Below are 16,997 nucleotides of genomic sequence, written 5' to 3'. Positions count from 1 at the left end.
ATCGCCGGGCGGCGATTATACGCACTCCCCGCCAAAAGAGCATGCATTTCTCAGATTAATCAGCCATTGACTTCAAACTCGTACACATCGCTGCGGCAGAGTGTTTCGCTAAACTCCAAGACTTCACCCTGCGCATTGCGGGTGGTCTGGATGATTCGTAATAACGGCGCGCCACCCGGCACATTGAGCAAGCTGGCGTTTTCTTCGCTGCAGGCAACCGCCTTCAACAGAAAATGCCTTCCCTCAGGAATAATGCCGCGTGACTGCCACAGAGCGTACAGCGAATGCTCTAGTTTTTCCGGATCTGGCAGAAAACGGGCTGGAATATAGGTGGTTTCCAACGACACCGGGCTGCCATCCATCAACCGCAGGCGGCGTAGTTTGGCCACCACACTGTTGCTTGCCAGTGCCAACACCTTGGCCACTTCGGCCGGTGCCGTCATGCGGGTGCGCAACAGCCATTGGTTACTGACGCTGCTGCCAGTGCGTAACACCTGGGCGGTAAAGCCGTGATCCTGATTGAGCGAATAGCCGATATGCATCGCTACCCGCGTACCAATGCCTTGCTGGCGGACGATCAGCGTCTTTTCTTCCAGTAATTTCATTGCCTTGCTCACCGTCACCCGTGAGACATCCAAGGCGTCAGCGATCGCTCGTTCCGGTGGCAAAAAATCCCCTACGGCCAGGACTCGCTGGTTAATCGCCGCTTCAATGGTAGTGGCCAGTTGAATATAACGTGGTGCCGCTGTTGCCTGCGCGAACTCCTGATGCAACCAGGCAATAAAATCATTCATCAGACTCACCTTCTGAGTAGCCATATTCTTCCCCTAAATGATTTTTATCATATTTGTCACACTCAAGATAATGACTTTCCACCGCCCTACATTGGAATTAGATTGGCATCACATTTCTTACCTAATGGACTTTAATTGGATTCATTTCACACGTAATGTTAACCCACTGATGTTTTTTACATCGGTATGCTTCAACACCAGGGAACACCCATAAATGAAAAATATTAAAAATCCTCACCAAGCCATTCTCGGGGCGCTGTATGGCCAAGCCGTGGGCGATGCGATGGGGATGCCGTCAGAACTGTGGCCATTGCAGCAGGTTAGTGATTATTTTGGTTGGATCACCCACTTCCTGCCTGGCCCGCCAGAGAACATAGCAGCAAATGGATTTATCGCCGGGGAGTACACCGACGATACCCAGCAGGCAGTAGCCTTGATGGACGCGTTATTGGCCGCAGAGGGGCGGGTCGAACCAGAACGTATTGCCCACCACATCATGCTGTGGGCAGAACGCATCAGTGCCTTTGATAAAAATATTCTTGGGCCTAGCTCCAAAGCAGCACTGCTGGCCGTGCGTGCCGGCACCCCGATCGCGCAAATCCCGTCAAACGGCGTCACCAATGGCGCTGCTATGCGGGTTGCCCCATTGGGTTGCCTGTTGCCAAGCCGCAATCTGCCGAAGTTTATCGAGGCAGTTCGGTTGTCCTGCAGCCCGACCCACAAGTCAGATATCGCCGTGGCAGGTGCTTTTGCCATCGCCTGGGCCGTCAGCCGGGCCATCGAGGGCGCGGATTGGGTCACCATTAAACAAGAACTGCCCGCACGGGTGGAGCAGGTGCAACAGCAACAGATCACCACCTTTAGCCCTTCGCTCAGCCGCCGTGTGGTTTGGGCTCTGGAGTTCACTGCCAGCCTGGGTGATTTACAGGACCGCGAGGCGTTATCGGAGCTTTACCATACCATTGGCGCAGGTATGGACACTATTGAGTCGCTCCCGATGGCGTTAGCGCTGGTTGAACTGGCCGGTACCGATCCGCAGCGTTGCGCGATCCTGGCGGCCAACCTGGGTGGGGATACCGATACTATTGGCGCCATGGCAACGGCAATCTGCGGAGCATTACGTGGCATTGCCGCTTTCCCGGCGGAGTGGATTGACACCATCAACCGTGCCAATCAGATTGATTTTCAGCCCTACGCGGCCGCTCTACTCAGGCTGCGCAAACAGGAATAAATCGCACCATGAGTGACATCAACCGCAATGAGACATGGAAAGTAGAAAGTACCGGAATCGATCGCGTACCGGATGCCGAGCAGACCGGTAAACCGCTCGAACTGTTCTGGATATGGTCAGCCGCCAACATCGGTATACTCGGTGTGGTGTACGGGGCAATTATCGTCGCGTTCGGCCTCTCCTTTATTCAGTCGGTCCTGGCCGCTCTGGTCGGTGTGGCAAGCTTTGCCCTGGTGGGTTACACCAGCTTCGCGGGTAAACGTGGCCGTACTTCTACCCTGACCTTATCGCGGGTGATTTTTGGCCTGAAAGGCAATATAGCCCCGACCACCTTCAGTTGGATCAACCTGATGGGCTGGGAGGCGGTAAACGTCATTACCGGTACGTTGACCCTGGCGGCGCTGTTCCAGGCGCTAGGCCTGGGGGAAAGCCACTCCATTACCGCCTTCAGCCTGCTGTTGTTCGGCGGCCTGACCATCGTGGTCAGCCTGCTGGGCCAGAGTACGGTAGTCTGGATGCAGAGCTGGTTCAGCCGGGTGTTCGGCAGCATGACGCTGATTGTGGTGCTGTACATCGTCTTTACCACTGAATGGGGCAAGGTGTTGTCCCTGCCTTCGGGCAGTTGGCTGACCGGCTTCCTGCCAGCCGTTTCGGTGATCGCCGCCGGTACAGGTATCAGTTGGGCCATCGCCGGGGCGGACTACAGCCGCTACCAGAGCCAGCAATCCTCGGATAAAAGCATCTTTGCCGCCGTGGTCGGTGGCGCATGCCTGCCCCTGATCCTGCTGATGTTCACCGGTATTCTGCTTTCGGTACAGTTGCCCGATCTGGCCAGCGCAGCCAACCCGATTGCGCTGATCGGTTCAGTGTTACCCAAATGGATGGCGATCCCTTACCTGCTGGCCGCCACCGCCGGTATTGTGACTATTGCCGTGCTCAGCCTGTATTCCGCCAGCCTAAACCTACTGACACTAGGGGTGAAGGTGAAGCAATCGCTGGCCGTCTCCATTGACGCCGTAGTGATACTTGCCATCGCCATCTATGTGCTGTTTATCTCTGGCGACTTTATGGGGCCGTTCATTTCCTTCCTGGTGTTCTGCGGGGTATTCCTTGCCGCCTGGGAGGCCATTTTCATTCTCGATTATGCTAAAGTGCGCCGTCATCATGGCTACGACGGCAACGCCCTGTACGGCCTGAACGGCCAGAACCGGGGCGTGCGTAAAGTGCCGCTGTTCTGCTGGTTCCTCGGAGCCTTCTGCGGGCTGCTGGTCACCAAAACCGGTTTTATCGATGGCCCGTTGGCCAAAGGCCTGTTCGCAGACTCCAGCCTGGGGCTGTTCGTCTCTTTCCTGGTCAGCCTGATTGCCTACGGCCTGTATCTGGCCAGTCACAGAGGACATAAATGAGAGAGTTTGTCGCAGTAAAACCGATTCTGGTCGTGGGGGTGCCGTGGGCGATGTGGTTCTCACACTGCCAAAGCTGCCAACCAGTGGTGAAGATATCGAAGCACAGCCGCAAGAGCGCCAGATTGGTGGCTGTGCCTTCAACGTGGCGCGGGCGCTACGCCGCCTGGAGGTCCCGGTAGTCAACGGTATACCGGTTGGCAACGGGGAATGGGGTGCCGCCATCGAAGCCGCGATGCAGGAACTGAATCTGCCAGTGCTGTTACGGCATGGGCAGATGGATAACGGCTGGTGTCTGGCATTGGTGGAGCCCAACGCTGAGCGCACCTTTATCACCGTTACCGGCTGCGAAGCGCAATGGAACAAAGCCCAGTTGGCCACCCTGCCCCTGACGCCCGAAACGGTGATTTATGCCAACGGCTATGAACTGGTAGGCGAACCTGGCGAAGCACTGCGTGAATGGCTGACCCGCTTGCCGTTCGATCAGTGGCGATTACTGGATCCTGGCCCACGGGTCGGCCAGTTGGATGACGCGTTTTTCGCCATGCTGAACGACAGCCAGACCTTACTGACGCTGAATCGCGATGAAGTGGCTCTCTTGTGTGGTGAAGGCGATGCTGTCAATGCCGCCCAACGTTATGCCACCGCGCATAATATAACGCTGATCTGCCGTCTGGACCGCGACGGTGCCTGGATTTGTGATGGTCGCACCCCACCGCAGCATGTGCCGGTTTATCCGGTTGAGGTGGTTGATACCATCGGTGCGGGGGATGCCCACTGCGCAGGATTGTTAGCCGGGCTTTCCGCTGGCTGGCCGCTGGTGCAAGCCGTCAGCCTCGCCAACCGCGTAGCAGCCTGCGTGGTTGCCAGCCGTGGTGCCGCCGGGGCACCAGACTGGCAACAACTGCAACAACGTTTTCCGGTTTAACCGCGCAAGGGCATCCCCCATCGTTAATGCGCTTTCTGCACGTCACCGGTCATCTCTTCTGGCCGGTGCTGATAGTTGAAAGACAGCGCAAAAACCACGGCTAGCACCAGCGTGTAAGCGGCAAATACCAGCCAGATACTCTGCCAATCCTTCACCCCCTCATGGGTGAAGAAGTCCACGACTTCACCGCTGGCGATCGCCCCAACGTAAGCCCCTGCTCCATTGACCATGGTCATAAACAGTCCTTGGGCGCTGGCACGAATGCGGTGGTCAGCCTCTTTTTCAACAAAGATGGCGCCTGAAATATTAAAGAAATCAAACGCACAGCCGTACACAATCATCGAAAGCAGCAACAACACAAAACCGAACCCGGTGGGCGTGCCGTAGGCCAGGAACAAAAAGCGCAGCGTCCAGGCCGCCATGCTGATCAGCATCACCTGCTTGATACCGTATTTGCGCAGGAAGAACGGGATGGTGAGAATGAAAAATACCTCGGAGATTTGCGACAGAGAAAGCAACACCGAAGGATAACGCACGCTCAAGCTATCCTGGTACAGCGGATTGAGCGCAAAATCGTGCAGGAAAGGATTACCGAAAGTATTGGTGATCTGCAACGCTGCCCCCAACAACATGGCGAACAGGAAGAATACCGCCATGCGCTTTTGTCTGAATAATACAAACGCGTCCAGACCAAGCAGACTGACCCAGCTTCGCGATCGCTTGGCATTACTGGTAGGGCAATGAGGCAGCGTCAGGGAATAGCCCGCCAGCAACAGCGATACCGCAGCAGCCAGATACAGTTGCATATTGCTCAATTCAATCTTGCTGAAGCTTATCAGCCACATCGCCAGAATAAAGCCAACGGTGCCATAAACCCGCACCGGCGGGAAATCCTTCACCGTATCACAGCCATGCTTTTCCAGGCAGAAATAGGAAATGGCGTTAGAAAGCGCAATAGTCGGCATATAGACCATGGCGTTAAACAGCATCACCCAAAACATCACCATCGGCTGGCTGACTTGTGCGGCGCAGTACAGCGCCACCGCCCCCAAGAGATGACACAGACCATAAAGATAGTTGGCTTTGATCCAGCGATCGGCGACGATCCCGGCCAGGCTCGGCATAATAAGCGCCGCAATTCCTTTCGAACTATAAACCATCCCCACCTGCACCCCGCTGAAATGCAGGGTGTTAATCATGTAGGAACCCAAGGTCACCAGCCAGGCGCCCCAGATAAAGAACTGGAGAAAAACCATCACCTTCAAGCGTGTTTTTATTGCCATTACCATCACCTGTTATTTTGATATTTTTTATTGAAACGATGATTTACGCAGCAAGGTAGGGCTTGCTGCGGGATAGCGAGAAGAAATAAGCCTTACAGGGTTTTAAAGAACTCACGGATCAAGCGCATAAAATCGCCAGCCGCCATTGCGGCACAGCTCAGCGTCTGCTCATGAGAAAGAGGCGTGTCCGACAGCCCTTCGGCATAGTTGGTCATTGCCGAAACGACCAGTACCTTCAGCCCGCAGTGGCGGGCACACAGCACTTCGGGCACGATCGACATCCCCACCACATCACAGCCTAAGGTCTGCATCATGCGGATTTCGGCCGGGGTTTCAAAATTCGGGCCGGTGTAGGCGGCGAACACCCCTTCGGCCAAAGGAATGCCGACATTGGCGGCCACCGCCACCAGTTGTGCGCGCAGATCGCGATCATAGGCGTTGGCCAGGCTAAAGAAGCGTGGGCCGAAACGTTCATCGTTGCTGCCCACCAGCGGGGATTCCGGCATAAAGTTGATGTGGTCGGTCAACGCAACCAGGCTACCTGGCGCCACGGATTTGCGCAGCGAACCGGCGGCGTTGGTCGCCAGCAGGAATTCACAACCCAACAGTTTGAAGGTACGCACCGCAGTGGTCATTACCTGCATGCCACGGCCTTCATAGAAATGCCCACGCCCTTTCATGCACAATACCGGCACCCCTTCCAACCAACCGGCCACCAGTTGCCCGGCATGACCTGCCACGCTGCTAACCGGGAAACCCGGCAGTTCGGTATAATCGATGGTCACAGCATCGGTCATGACGTCAGCCAGCGCCCCCAGCCCAGATCCCAGGATCAGCGCGGCTCGTGGTTGAAAGCCGGGTAATCTGGCACGCAGAACATCAGCACAGGAAAAAGCATCGTCTTGATTAAACATAGTATTCTCTTCTGTGGGAGGGTGAAATATGCCCCATAGTAGAGAGCGAGCAAGGGCAGAGACCAATACATTCTTGCCTGCTGATTTATTCTGTTTGCCTATAAATAACCCCGTATCGGGAGGCCTTACCACCTATGAAACAGCCACTGCCTGACCCAAGCCGGATCAACTTTCGCCTGCTGCACTATTTCCGCGTGGTTGCTGAAGAGATGAATTTCACCCAGGCCGCACAGCGGCTGAACATCTCCCAACCGCCGCTGAGTAAACATATCAAGGAGCTGGAAAGCCAGCTGGGAGTGGAGCTGTTTAAACGCACCACCCGCTCAATGGCGCTGACCCTGGCGGGCCGCACGCTGTTCCATAACGTAGAAATGCTACTGGATCAGGCGGGTAACGCGCTCAATCAGGTGCAGCAGCTTGGCCGTGGCGAAGCTGGCCATATGGTGATTGGTATGGTGGGCACGTCGGTGTGGGGCGGGCTGATCCCGGCACTGAAACGCTTTACCGGGCAGGCAGAAAAAGTGACCTGGGCCTTGAACGAGCAAACCCCAAGCCAGCAGATTATTTCACTGCAAAAGCGGCATATCGATATTGGCGTCTGGCGCGAGGCGAAGCAACAGGCGTTGCCGGGGCTGGCCTGCCAGTTGCTGGCGAAAGAAAAAATTTCTGTGGTGCTGCCTGCTGCCCATCCGCTGGCAAACGGCGCTGAGATTTCGCTGCAAGCCTTGCAGCATGACAAATTTATCGTACTGCCGCCCAACGAAGCCAGCCTGGGGCTCTATCTGCATAACCTCTGCTTGCAGCAGGGTTTTGCGCCAGACATTGCCCATCAGGTCAACGAGCCGCAAACGCTGATGGCGTTGGTGGCGGAAGGTTTCGGTATTACGCTGTTACCAGACAGCTACGGACGTATCCCGTGGCCCGGCGTGCGTTTCTGCCCGTTGCAGTCAGCACCTTCGGCCGATCTCTATGCGATCTACCACGCTGAAAGTGCCACTCCGGTGGTGCGGGCGTTCCTGAAAATGCTACGAACGCCCGGCGCTGTTTAGGAAGACGCCTGCACCACAAATTGGCCGGTTGAGCCGCGATCGGCCATTTCCAACGTCTGGCTGTAGAACAGGAACGGGAAATGCTCTGAGGATACCTGGTTAAAATACACCAGCAGTTCAACGTCGCCATCCACCCAGACGGTATCTTTCCAGCCGCGATCTTCTGCCATCGGTTGCGCACCATTGACGCGTTTCACCAGGAACTGAACGCCCTGAATGTGGAATGCCTGCGGGGTGTCGGCATGAAGGGTCCAGCGCTCCCAGGTTCCTTGCTGTGCCTGGGCGTCAATGCGGTTCATGTCCCAGATCGCACCGTTAATCCCCGCCATCTTGTCGCCAAGACGGAATTCACGCGAGCGGATAACGTTACCATCCAGCAGTTGATCCGCCACCAGGCGCATCGGCAGATTGTCGGTCACCAAGGGGAGCAGGCCAGTGGGTTTCAACGTCACTACCAAAGTGGACACCAGCAGGCTGGACGGTTCAAACAGCCCGCGCAGGCGATCCATGATCCCTGCCGCTTCACCAGCGGTGATAGAGACTTCTTCACCTTTGGACATATCAATCAGCACTTCGCGGCGTTCCCCTGGAGCCAGAGAAAGCTGCTGAACCGCTACCGGAGCTGGCAAGAACCCTTGATCGCTGGCGATCACATTGATCGGCCGCCCGTCGCTCAGTTGCAGTGAATAACGCCGAGAGTTGGACGCATTCAGCAGACGCAAACGCACCCAGCCGCGCGAAACCTCAACAAACGGGTTCTGTACGCCGTTCACCAACAGCGTGTCACCAATAAAACCGCCCTGTGCCGGAGGATCGTATTCAGGCGTACCGAAGCTATCCAGCCGCTTGTCCTGAATGATCAACGGGAAATCATCGACTCCGTAATGGTTCGGCAACGGCAGATTTTTACTGATTTCGTCCTCAACCAACCACAGACCGGCCAGGCCGTTGTAGATATGCGGCGCCATGCGATTGGGCGTGTTGGCGTGATACCAACAGGTGGCCGCAGGCTGGCGGATAGGGATCACCGGTGACCAGTCGACATTTGGCGACATCATGCGTGGCGCGCCCCCCATCAGGGTACCTGGCACCTGCAACCCGCTGATGGTCATCGACACCGGCTCGGTCAGACGATTGCTGTAAATCAGTTTGACGTCGTCGCCGCTATACACCCGCACCGTTGGCCCCAGATACATGCCATTAATGCCCCAGACGGACGCTTTACGGTTTTCCATAAATGCCCAATGGGCGCGCTGCAAGGTTAAAAACAGCGGCTGCCCACGGCGGGACTCCAGCAATGGCGGAATGGGTAACGGGGTTTGCGTGCCGCTCGCCTCAGCCCTCAGCGGCACCGCTCCGGCGCAAAGCGCCAAGCCCGATGCCTGAATAAACTGACGTCGACTGAGTGACATATCTTCTCCATGAAAATAAAGGTTAAATCTTATGCAAAGCCCCGGCTTGCCGGGGCATAAATGTCATGCCTAATATTACGCCCCTCTTCTCTGGGAGGGCGGGATGAGGGCATTGGCTGCTTACTTATTTTTGTTGCCATCACGCTGGGCAACTTCCGCGTCCAGCTGGTCAATCTTGGTCTTCATCAATTCACGGCAATGGGCCGCCAGTTCACGAACCTGCTCTTTACTGTAGCCGCTGGTATCAACCGGCTCCAGCATCTCGATAATCACATGGCCGTTGTCCCAGCGGTTCAGGTTTACCTTACCGCTGGTGGTAGAAACACAGATCGGCACAATCGGCACGCCAGCCGCAATGGCTGCGTGGAATGCACCGGTCTTGAAGGGCAATAATCCCCGGCCACGGCTGCGGGTACCTTCCGGGAACATCCAGATAGAAATGTCTTTTTCCTTAAAGGCATCAACCACCTGGGCAATGGTGCCGTGGGCTTTGGCTCGATTATCCCGATCTATCAGCAGATTCCCGGTCAGCCAATAAAGCTGGCCAAAAAACGGGATCCACACCAGGCTTTTTTACCCACGGTTACGGTACGCGGCTGCACAATATTGGAGACCGTCACCATGTCGTAGTTATTCTGATGGTTGGCAATATAGATGCACTTGCCGTTATTGGCAGCATTGGCAGGCTTGCGCATTTCAACCGTCAGGCCAAACACCTTCGACAGGCGGCCAAACAGATGGCCAAAGGTCGCCACATGGCGGGGATCACGCGGGCTGAACAAGCAGTAAATCGAACCGAAAAAAGAGACTAAAATGCAATAGACCGTCACGATAATTGCACGCAATATTAATAACATAACAACCTCATTAGCACCCTACCGACACAGCAGCATTCCCAGTAAAAATGTTCGCCGCCGCGAGGATTTCTTGTTGCAGAGGACTGCTGGCGGAGCTAACCGCACAGCGTCACCGCTGTTTCCACTATTTTCCCGCCAGCCGACCATCCGCACAATCAGTTTATCTCGGGAACAGTTAAATAATTGGAATAACTCACAATGGCAAAGAAAGCGGGCGCAGCATGCTGCGCCCTACCGTTAGATCACACCGGCTTATTCTTCGCTATCGCCCTGTGAGGCACGCTCTGGCATATCAAGTTCAACCCGGTCAATACGCTGCAGGCCACGTGGCAACAAGGTGCCTTTACGGCCACGTTCCGCGCGGAACTTCTGCAGATCTTCTGGCCGCAGCTTCAGCTTGCGTTTGCCCACATGCAGAGTGATTGAGGTCTGTGGTGGCAACACGAATAGCCAGGCCAGCTTATCTTCACCACTGGCTGCCTGCGCCGACGGGATCGAAATAATCTTGTTACCTTTGCCTTTCGAAAGCTGTGGCAGATCGGCCACCGGGAACATCAGCATACGGCCTGCTACGCTGATCGACAGCAGCATGTCGTCGTCGCTGTGAATTTCCATCGGTGGCAAGGCCTTGGCGTTATCCGGCAGGGTAATCATCACCTTACCGGCGCGATTGCGTGCCACCAAATCATTGAAGGTACAGACGAAGCCGTAACCGGCATCGGAAGCCATCAACAGTTTCTGGTCGTCGGCGGCCATCAGGACCTGCTCCACGGTAGCGCCCGGCGGTGGCGTCAGCTTACCGGTCAGCGGTTCACCCTGCCCACGTGCCGAAGGCAACGTCAGCGGATCGAGCGCATAACTGCGCCCGGTTGAGTCAATGAACACCACTGGCTGATTACTCTTGCCGCGCGCGGCGGCACGGAAGCTATCGCCAGCCTTATAGCTTAGACCGCTCGGATCGATATCATGGCCTTTGGCACTGCGCACCCAGCCCATTTCAGACAGGACGATGGTCACCGGCTCGGAAGGCACAAAGTCATGCTCGCTCATCGCCTTGGCTTCTTCACGTTCGGTCAATGGTGAACGACGATCGTCGCCATAGGCCTGTGCATCCGCCTGAATCTCTTTTTTGATCAGATTATTAAGCTTGCGCTCGGACGCCAGCAGCGCCTGCAGATGATCGCGCTCTTTCGCCAGTTCATCCTGCTCGCCACGGATTTTCACTTCTTCCAGCTTGGCCAAGTGACGCAGTTTCAGCTCAAGGATCGCTTCAGCCTGGGTATCAGAGATGCCAAACCGCTGCATCAACACCGGCTTCGGCTCATCTTCGCTGCGGATGATGTGGATCACTTCGTCAATATTGAGGAACGCGACCAGCAAACCTTCCAGAATATGCAGCCGTTTGAGCACTTTCTCCAGGCGATAATTGAGGCGACGGCGCACCGTATCGCGGCGGAAAGCCAGCCATTCGGTCAGGATCTCCACCAGCCCTTTGACCTGCGGGCGGTTATCCAGGCCGATCATGTTCATGTTGATGCGGTAGCTGCGTTCCAGATCGGTGGTGGCAAACAGGTGATTCATTACCTGTTCCAGATCGATACGGTTCGAGCGCGGCACGATAACCAGACGGGTCGGGTTTTCGTGGTCGGACTCATCACGCAGGTCTTCCACCATCGGCAGCTTTTTGGCTCGCATCTGGTTGGCGATTTGCTCCAGCACTTTGGCACCGGAAACCTGATGCGGCAAGGCAGTGATCACCGCACTGCCATCTTCTTTCTTCCATATGGCGCGCATCCGGACCGAACCGCGCCCATTCTGGTAAATTTTGCGGATTTCTTCGCGCGGGGTGATGATTTCCGCTTCGGTAGGGAAGTCCGGCCCCTGCACAAACTCCAGCAGATCCTCAAGGGAGGCGCCAGGCTTGTCGATCAAGGCTACAGCGGCGGCGGCAACTTCACGCACATTATGCGGTGGAATATCCGTTGCCATGCCCACGGCGATACCGGTAGTCCCGTTGAGCAGGATGTTAGGCAAGCGCGCTGGCAGCATCTTCGGTTCTTGCATAGTGCCATCGAAGTTTGGCACCCAATCTACCGTGCCCTGGCCCAGTTCGCCCAGCAGCACTTCGGCGTATTTCGACAGACGCGACTCGGTGTAACGCATCGCGGCAAAAGATTTTGGATCGTCCGGCGCCCCCCAGTTGCCCTGCCCGTCTACCAGCGGGTAGCGGTATGAGAACGGCTGTGCCATCAACACCATCGCTTCATAGCAGGCGCTATCGCCATGCGGATGGTATTTACCCAGCACATCGCCCACGGTTCGGGCCGATTTTTTGAATTTTGCGCTGTTATTAAGCCCCAATTCTGACATGGCATAGATAATGCGGCGCTGTACCGGCTTTAAACCATCGCCGATATATGGCAGCGCCCGATCCATGATGACGTACATGGAATAGTTCAGATAGGCGTTTTCAGTGAATGTGTGCAGCGGTAGACGCTCAACACCATCATGAGTCAGTTCACTCATTACTCAGATATCCTCAGACGACAAAGGGTCGATTCTGCCCGCGATAGTAACTCATCTGCAGGGTGGCTGTCACAGTTGCTGCATTGATCGCTTATTGTTCCCAGTTTATGCGAAATTCCACCATCAGCTGTGGCTTTTATTGACTCACAGTCAACACTGTTGTGCGCTATCTCGCATTTTTCTCTGACGTATGAAGGATTACACTCCGTTTCAGCGAGTTGGCTTACGCAGTCCGGCGGTGGCCATCACATTCCTTATTTCTGACGGAGCATTGTACCAATGAGCAATATTCTGATTATTAACGCAAAAAAACAATTCGGCCACTCCAACGGCGAACTGAACCAGACCCTGAGCGACGTCGCTGAAAGCTTCCTGCGCGATGCCAGACACGACGTGCAGGTTACCGTGGTTGATGACGGTTATGACATCGAAGCCGAAGTGCAGAAATATCTGTGGGCCGATGCGGTGATTTACCAGATGCCAGGTTGGTGGATGGGTGAACCGTGGATCCTGAAAAAATACATTGATGAAGTCTTCACTGCTGGCCACGGCAGCCTGTACGCCAGCGATGGCCGCACCCGTTCCGATGACAGCAAAAAATACGGTTCCGGCGGCCTGCTCCAGGGTAAAAAATATATGCTGAGCCTGACCTGGAACGCCCCATTGGAGGCCTTTACCGATCCGGAACAGTTCTTCCACGGCGTGGGGGTTGATGGCGTTTACCTGCATTTCCACAAGGCCAACCAGTTCCTGGGGATGGAAGCACTGCCGACCTTTATCTGCAATGACGTGATTAAACAGCCGGATATCGCCAACGATATCGCACGTTTACGCGCGCATCTGGGCGAAGTATTTGCTTAACTGCGGTCTGTTTCATTTATCAATGAGGTCGTAATGATCACCGTAATTGCAGAAATCAAAGCTAAACCCGGCCAACGTGAAACGGTACTGAAAGCGATCGAGAAACTGATCCCGGCAGTGCTGGCAGAAGAAGGCTGTGGCGGCTATCAGCCAATGGTCGACGTTAATACGCAGGCGCCTTGGCAGACGTTATCGCCGGATTCGGTGTTTATGCTGGAAAAGTGGCAAAGCCAGGCGCACCTGGAAAAACATCTGCAGATGGATCACATGCACAAACATCGTGAAACCATCAAAGACTGCGTGCTGGGCACCACTATCTATGTATTGGATAATGCCTGAATATTCCCAGCGACCGCATTGAGTTATCTTCACTTATCCATTCCCTCAACGTCCCGGAAAGGGAATGGATAACGAATATTTAGAAAAGCCCTTCTTATTTGAGCTGAAATCATTCAGCTCTCAATTGATATGGATTTTCCTGCAACACTCTTCCCTTTTTTTAAGCTGGATCACACTGCTCAGGTTTCCTACCCCAAACTTAATGGTTTGTGACTTTCTTCATGTTTTTTCTTGATCCATTCTCGCTATGATGTTGACGTTATCATATTAACATTTACGAAACAAAATTTAGCCATACAGTCTTTTAATTTGAACCTATCGTGTGCATTACGGAGCGATTGTTGAGTTGAGATTTTTCTTACCCTGGAAAATGACAACGTCAACATACACATTATGCACCCACATGGAGATAACGATGAACAGCTTGCCAACGAAGATGAAAGCAGTGGTGTGTCACGGTCCTGAAGATTACCGCTTCGAACATATTCCAACGCCGCGTCCTGGCCCTAAGGAAGTTGTCATTAAGGTTGATGGCTGCGGGATCTGCGCCGGAGACTGTAAGGCCAAGAGTGGTGCACCGATGTTCTGGGGCGACGATCCCTGGGTAAAAACACCGGTTGTGCCTGGCCATGAATTCTACGGACGTGTCGTCGATATGGGTGTTGGGGCGGCAGAGAAATTCAAAATCAAAATTGGCGATCGGATCCTGGCAGAGCAGATTGTCCCCTGCTGGGACTGCCGCTACTGCAAATCCGGCAAATATTGGATGTGCGAAACCCACGATATTTATGGCTTCCAGAAAGGGGTCGCGGAAGGCGGAATGGCGGAATACATGCTGTTCTCCAAACGGGCGATCATTCATAAAATTCCGGAGCAGCTCTCGCATAACGATGCCGCACTGATTGAACCGATGGCCTGTGCCATCCACACGGTGGCTCGCGGCGATATTCAGCTTAACGATGTGGTGGTGCTGGCCGGTGCTGGCCCGCTGGGCTTATGCATGGTGCAGGTTGCCAAGCTGAAGACACCGAAAAAACTGGTGGTGATCGATGCCATTGATGAACGTCTCGAACTGGCTAAAGCCATGGGCGCAGATGTGGTGATCAACCCGTTGAAAGAAGATGCCGATGCCATCGTGAAGGCGATGACCGAAGGCTATGGCTGCGACGTTTACATTGAGGCCACAGGGGCTCCTATCGGTGTAACGCAGGGCTTGCAGATGATCAGGAAGCTTGGTCGTTTTGTCGAGTTCAGCGTTTTCGGCAAAGAAACAACCGTGGACTGGTCAATCATCGGCGATCGTAAAGAGCTGGATATTCGGGGGGCGCATCTGGGCCCATACAGCTATGACATTGCCATCGATCTGTTCGAACGGGGCCTGGTTACCGCTGAAGGCATCATTACCCATAATTACGGCATTGATGACTGGGATAAAGCGTTTGAAATGGCCTCATCAACAGACTCAATTAAAGTCGTGATTAATCCTTAACACTGGCGGAGGCGGCGATGGCTTATGTCATTGGTGTAGATGTGGGAACCCAAAGCACCAAAGCACTGGTTTTGGGGCTACAGGGGGAGATTGTCGGTCAGGCATCAGTGAGTTATCAGGTGGATACTCCTCATTTGATGTGGGCTGAACAATGGCCGGAAGTGTGGTTCGATGCCGTGTGCCAGACCATTACACAAAGCATCAAAGCCTCCAATATTGCAGCCGAGGAGATCAAAGCCGTTTGTATCAGTAGTTTGTACGGCGGCTCGGGGATCGCCGTTAACCGCGATATGCGACCACTGCACCCCTGCCTGATCTGGATGGATCGCCGGGCCGGTGAAGAAGTGCAGTGGGTACGGGATCACGTTGACACCGAACGCCTTTTTGAGATCACCGGCAACGGGCTCGACAGTTATTACGGCTACACAAAAATGCTGTGGCTCAAACGCTTCCGCCCTGATATTTGGCTTAATACCCATTATCTGCTGCCGCCGAACAGTTATATCAACTACCTGTTAACCGGGGAGGTTGCGGTAGACCACAGTTCTGCTGGCAATATTGGTGGGGTTTACGACATCAAGGCACGGACGTGGTCGCAAGCTGCATTGGATATGTTGGGGATCCCACGCAACATGATGCCCGACCGCCTGGTTGAATGTAGCGAAATCGTGGGTGGACTACTGCCAGAGATGGCGGAAAAACTGGGGCTGAAGGCCGGAACCCCCATCGTTGCTGGCGGCGTTGATGCGGCCGTCGCTACCTTGGCCGCAGGCGTCATTGCGCCCGGCGACCACGTAGCCATGCTCGGAACCAGCATGTGCTGGGGTTATATCAATCCGGATGTCGATGCCAAACACGGTTTGATCTCCATGCCTTATGTCATCAACGGGCTGCAGGACAACTACATCTTCGGCGGCGCGATTACCGCAGGCGCGGCAATCAGTTGGTTTAGAAACAACTTTTGCCAGCAGGAAGTTGAACAGGCGAAGCGGGAAAACATCGATGTCCACCAACTTCTCGAACAACAGGCGCTCCAGGTAAAAGCGGGTAGCGAAGGCGTGATGTTCCTGCCGTATCTGATGGGCGAACGCAGCCCGATATGGGATCCCCAGGCGTCGGGCACTTTGCTGGGGTTATCGCTATATCACACCAAAGGGCATATGTACCGAGCCGTGCTCGAGGGGATCGCTTTTGCACTGCGTGACAACATAACCTGCGGTATCAAAGGGGCAACCCACCTGGAACCCCAATTGATCGTCGTTGGCGGGGCCGCGCACTCAGATCTGTGGATGCAGATCATTGCCGATGTTACCGGCTACCCGGTGGTTACCATCAAAGAAGAGGTTGAAGCACCGCTGGGTGACGCCTGCCTGGCTGCCTTGGCCGTCGGATTGATTACCGATGTGAAGGTGATTAAATCCTGGATGACACTGGAAAGCCGCGCGCAACCAGATGCCGCCCGACACGCGCATTACAGTCTGCTTTTTGCACAATACCAGGACATTTATCGCAACCTGAAGGGGAATATGCACCAACTCGCGATGCTGGCACACTCCGCCGCGCAATGAGTTTGCCGAATAAGCCGTTATTATTATGGAGAGTTTGGCCAGCATGGCCATCCTCTCCCCTTAACCAACAGGTTACAATTACGTGAAATATGCACTTAATCACAGTGTGCTTATAACATAAAGGTTAGAATAATGTTCACGTTGTCATTTCTAAGTGAGTGGCACGTGACGCAAACAGATATGCAATAACCTGCTACATCAGCCTGATTCTGATAAGGCAGGCCGTAACCTGGAGTCGCTATACGCAGAGATCTGTCTGCGGGGATGCCAGTGTCTTTTTTTACCCTAAGCAATAACTATATCCAAAATGGTTCAGGCCGCAGAAAAACCGTAATCACAAGAC

The 16,997-nt window shown here is 54.6% G+C and carries 12 protein-coding genes and 2 pseudogenes; 8 read left to right on the top strand and 6 right to left on the bottom strand.

Annotated elements, in window-relative coordinates; genetic code table 11:
* Positions 1–59 precede the first annotated feature (59 nt).
* Positions 60–818, bottom strand: coding sequence for a GntR family transcriptional regulator (locus ACQ86O_RS09360; RefSeq protein WP_431224997.1), 759 nt, complete (start codon positions 816–818; stop codon positions 60–62).
* Between the two features lie 190 nt (positions 819–1,008).
* On the opposite strand from ACQ86O_RS09360, the gene ACQ86O_RS09355 reads away from it, so the two are divergent.
* The 3 genes and pseudogenes from ACQ86O_RS09355 to ACQ86O_RS09345 all read left to right on the top strand — a co-directional run bounded on the left by ACQ86O_RS09355 (position 1,009) and on the right by ACQ86O_RS09345 (position 4,356).
* Positions 1,009–2,025 (top strand): ADP-ribosylglycohydrolase family protein, encoded by a 1,017-nt coding sequence (locus ACQ86O_RS09355; RefSeq protein WP_431224996.1) that lies wholly within the window; start codon positions 1,009–1,011, stop codon positions 2,023–2,025.
* Positions 2,026–2,033: 8 nt separating this feature from the next.
* Positions 2,034–3,431: a purine-cytosine permease family protein gene (locus ACQ86O_RS09350; protein ID WP_431224995.1), complete on the top strand. Its 1,398-nt coding sequence runs from the start codon at positions 2,034–2,036 to the stop codon at positions 3,429–3,431.
* Positions 3,428–4,356, top strand: a pseudogene (locus ACQ86O_RS09345) (PfkB family carbohydrate kinase). The gene ACQ86O_RS09350 and the pseudogene ACQ86O_RS09345 overlap by 4 nt, the downstream one beginning before the upstream one ends.
* Positions 4,357–4,379: 23 nt before the next feature.
* Here the strand turns inward: ACQ86O_RS09345 and ACQ86O_RS09340 are convergent.
* Positions 4,380–5,639: a nucleoside permease gene (locus ACQ86O_RS09340; RefSeq protein WP_431224994.1), complete on the bottom strand. Its 1,260-nt coding sequence runs from the start codon at positions 5,637–5,639 to the stop codon at positions 4,380–4,382.
* Between the two features lie 92 nt (positions 5,640–5,731).
* On the bottom strand, positions 5,732–6,553 hold the full coding sequence (xapA, locus tag ACQ86O_RS09335; protein ID WP_431224993.1) for a xanthosine phosphorylase: 822 nt from the start codon (positions 6,551–6,553) through the stop codon (positions 5,732–5,734).
* Between the two features lie 134 nt (positions 6,554–6,687).
* Between xapA and ACQ86O_RS09330 the strand changes: the two genes are divergently transcribed.
* Complete coding sequence (locus tag ACQ86O_RS09330) at positions 6,688–7,602, top strand: LysR family transcriptional regulator (RefSeq protein ID WP_431224992.1); 915 nt, start codon at positions 6,688–6,690, stop codon at positions 7,600–7,602.
* Here the strand turns inward: ACQ86O_RS09330 and ftsP are convergent.
* The 3 genes and pseudogenes from ftsP to parC all read right to left on the bottom strand — a co-directional run bounded on the left by ftsP (position 7,599) and on the right by parC (position 12,397).
* Positions 7,599–9,014 carry a cell division protein FtsP gene (gene ftsP / locus ACQ86O_RS09325; RefSeq protein WP_431224991.1) on the bottom strand — a complete coding sequence of 472 codons (1,416 nt, stop codon included), beginning with the start codon at positions 9,012–9,014 and terminating at the stop codon, positions 7,599–7,601. The genes ACQ86O_RS09330 and ftsP overlap by 4 nt on opposite strands.
* A 120-nt stretch (positions 9,015–9,134) precedes the next feature.
* Positions 9,135–9,871: pseudogene (locus ACQ86O_RS09320) on the bottom strand (1-acylglycerol-3-phosphate O-acyltransferase).
* 252 nt (positions 9,872–10,123) lie between these two features.
* On the bottom strand, positions 10,124–12,397 hold the full coding sequence (gene parC, locus ACQ86O_RS09315; RefSeq protein WP_431224990.1) for a DNA topoisomerase IV subunit A: 2,274 nt from the start codon (positions 12,395–12,397) through the stop codon (positions 10,124–10,126).
* A gap of 279 nt (positions 12,398–12,676) precedes the next feature.
* Here parC and ACQ86O_RS09310 point away from each other — a divergent pair, with 279 nt between their 5' ends.
* The 4 genes from ACQ86O_RS09310 to ACQ86O_RS09295 all read left to right on the top strand — a co-directional run bounded on the left by ACQ86O_RS09310 (position 12,677) and on the right by ACQ86O_RS09295 (position 16,654).
* Complete coding sequence (locus tag ACQ86O_RS09310) at positions 12,677–13,258, top strand: NAD(P)H-dependent oxidoreductase (protein ID WP_431224989.1); 582 nt, start codon at positions 12,677–12,679, stop codon at positions 13,256–13,258.
* Positions 13,259–13,291: 33 nt separating this feature from the next.
* On the top strand, positions 13,292–13,597 hold the full coding sequence (locus ACQ86O_RS09305; RefSeq protein ID WP_431224988.1) for a putative quinol monooxygenase: 306 nt from the start codon (positions 13,292–13,294) through the stop codon (positions 13,595–13,597).
* Between the two features lie 415 nt (positions 13,598–14,012).
* Positions 14,013–15,086, top strand: a complete 1,074-nt coding sequence (locus tag ACQ86O_RS09300) for a zinc-binding dehydrogenase (RefSeq protein ID WP_431224987.1) — start codon at positions 14,013–14,015, stop codon at positions 15,084–15,086.
* 17 nt (positions 15,087–15,103) lie between these two features.
* Complete coding sequence (locus ACQ86O_RS09295) at positions 15,104–16,654, top strand: FGGY-family carbohydrate kinase (RefSeq protein ID WP_431224986.1); 1,551 nt, start codon at positions 15,104–15,106, stop codon at positions 16,652–16,654.
* Positions 16,655–16,997: the final 343 nt, after the last annotated feature.

The organism is Serratia sp. L9 (genome assembly GCF_050632285.1).
Lineage (GTDB): Bacteria > Pseudomonadota > Gammaproteobacteria > Enterobacterales > Enterobacteriaceae > Chania.
This window is presented reverse-complemented; position numbering and strand designations above follow the sequence as displayed.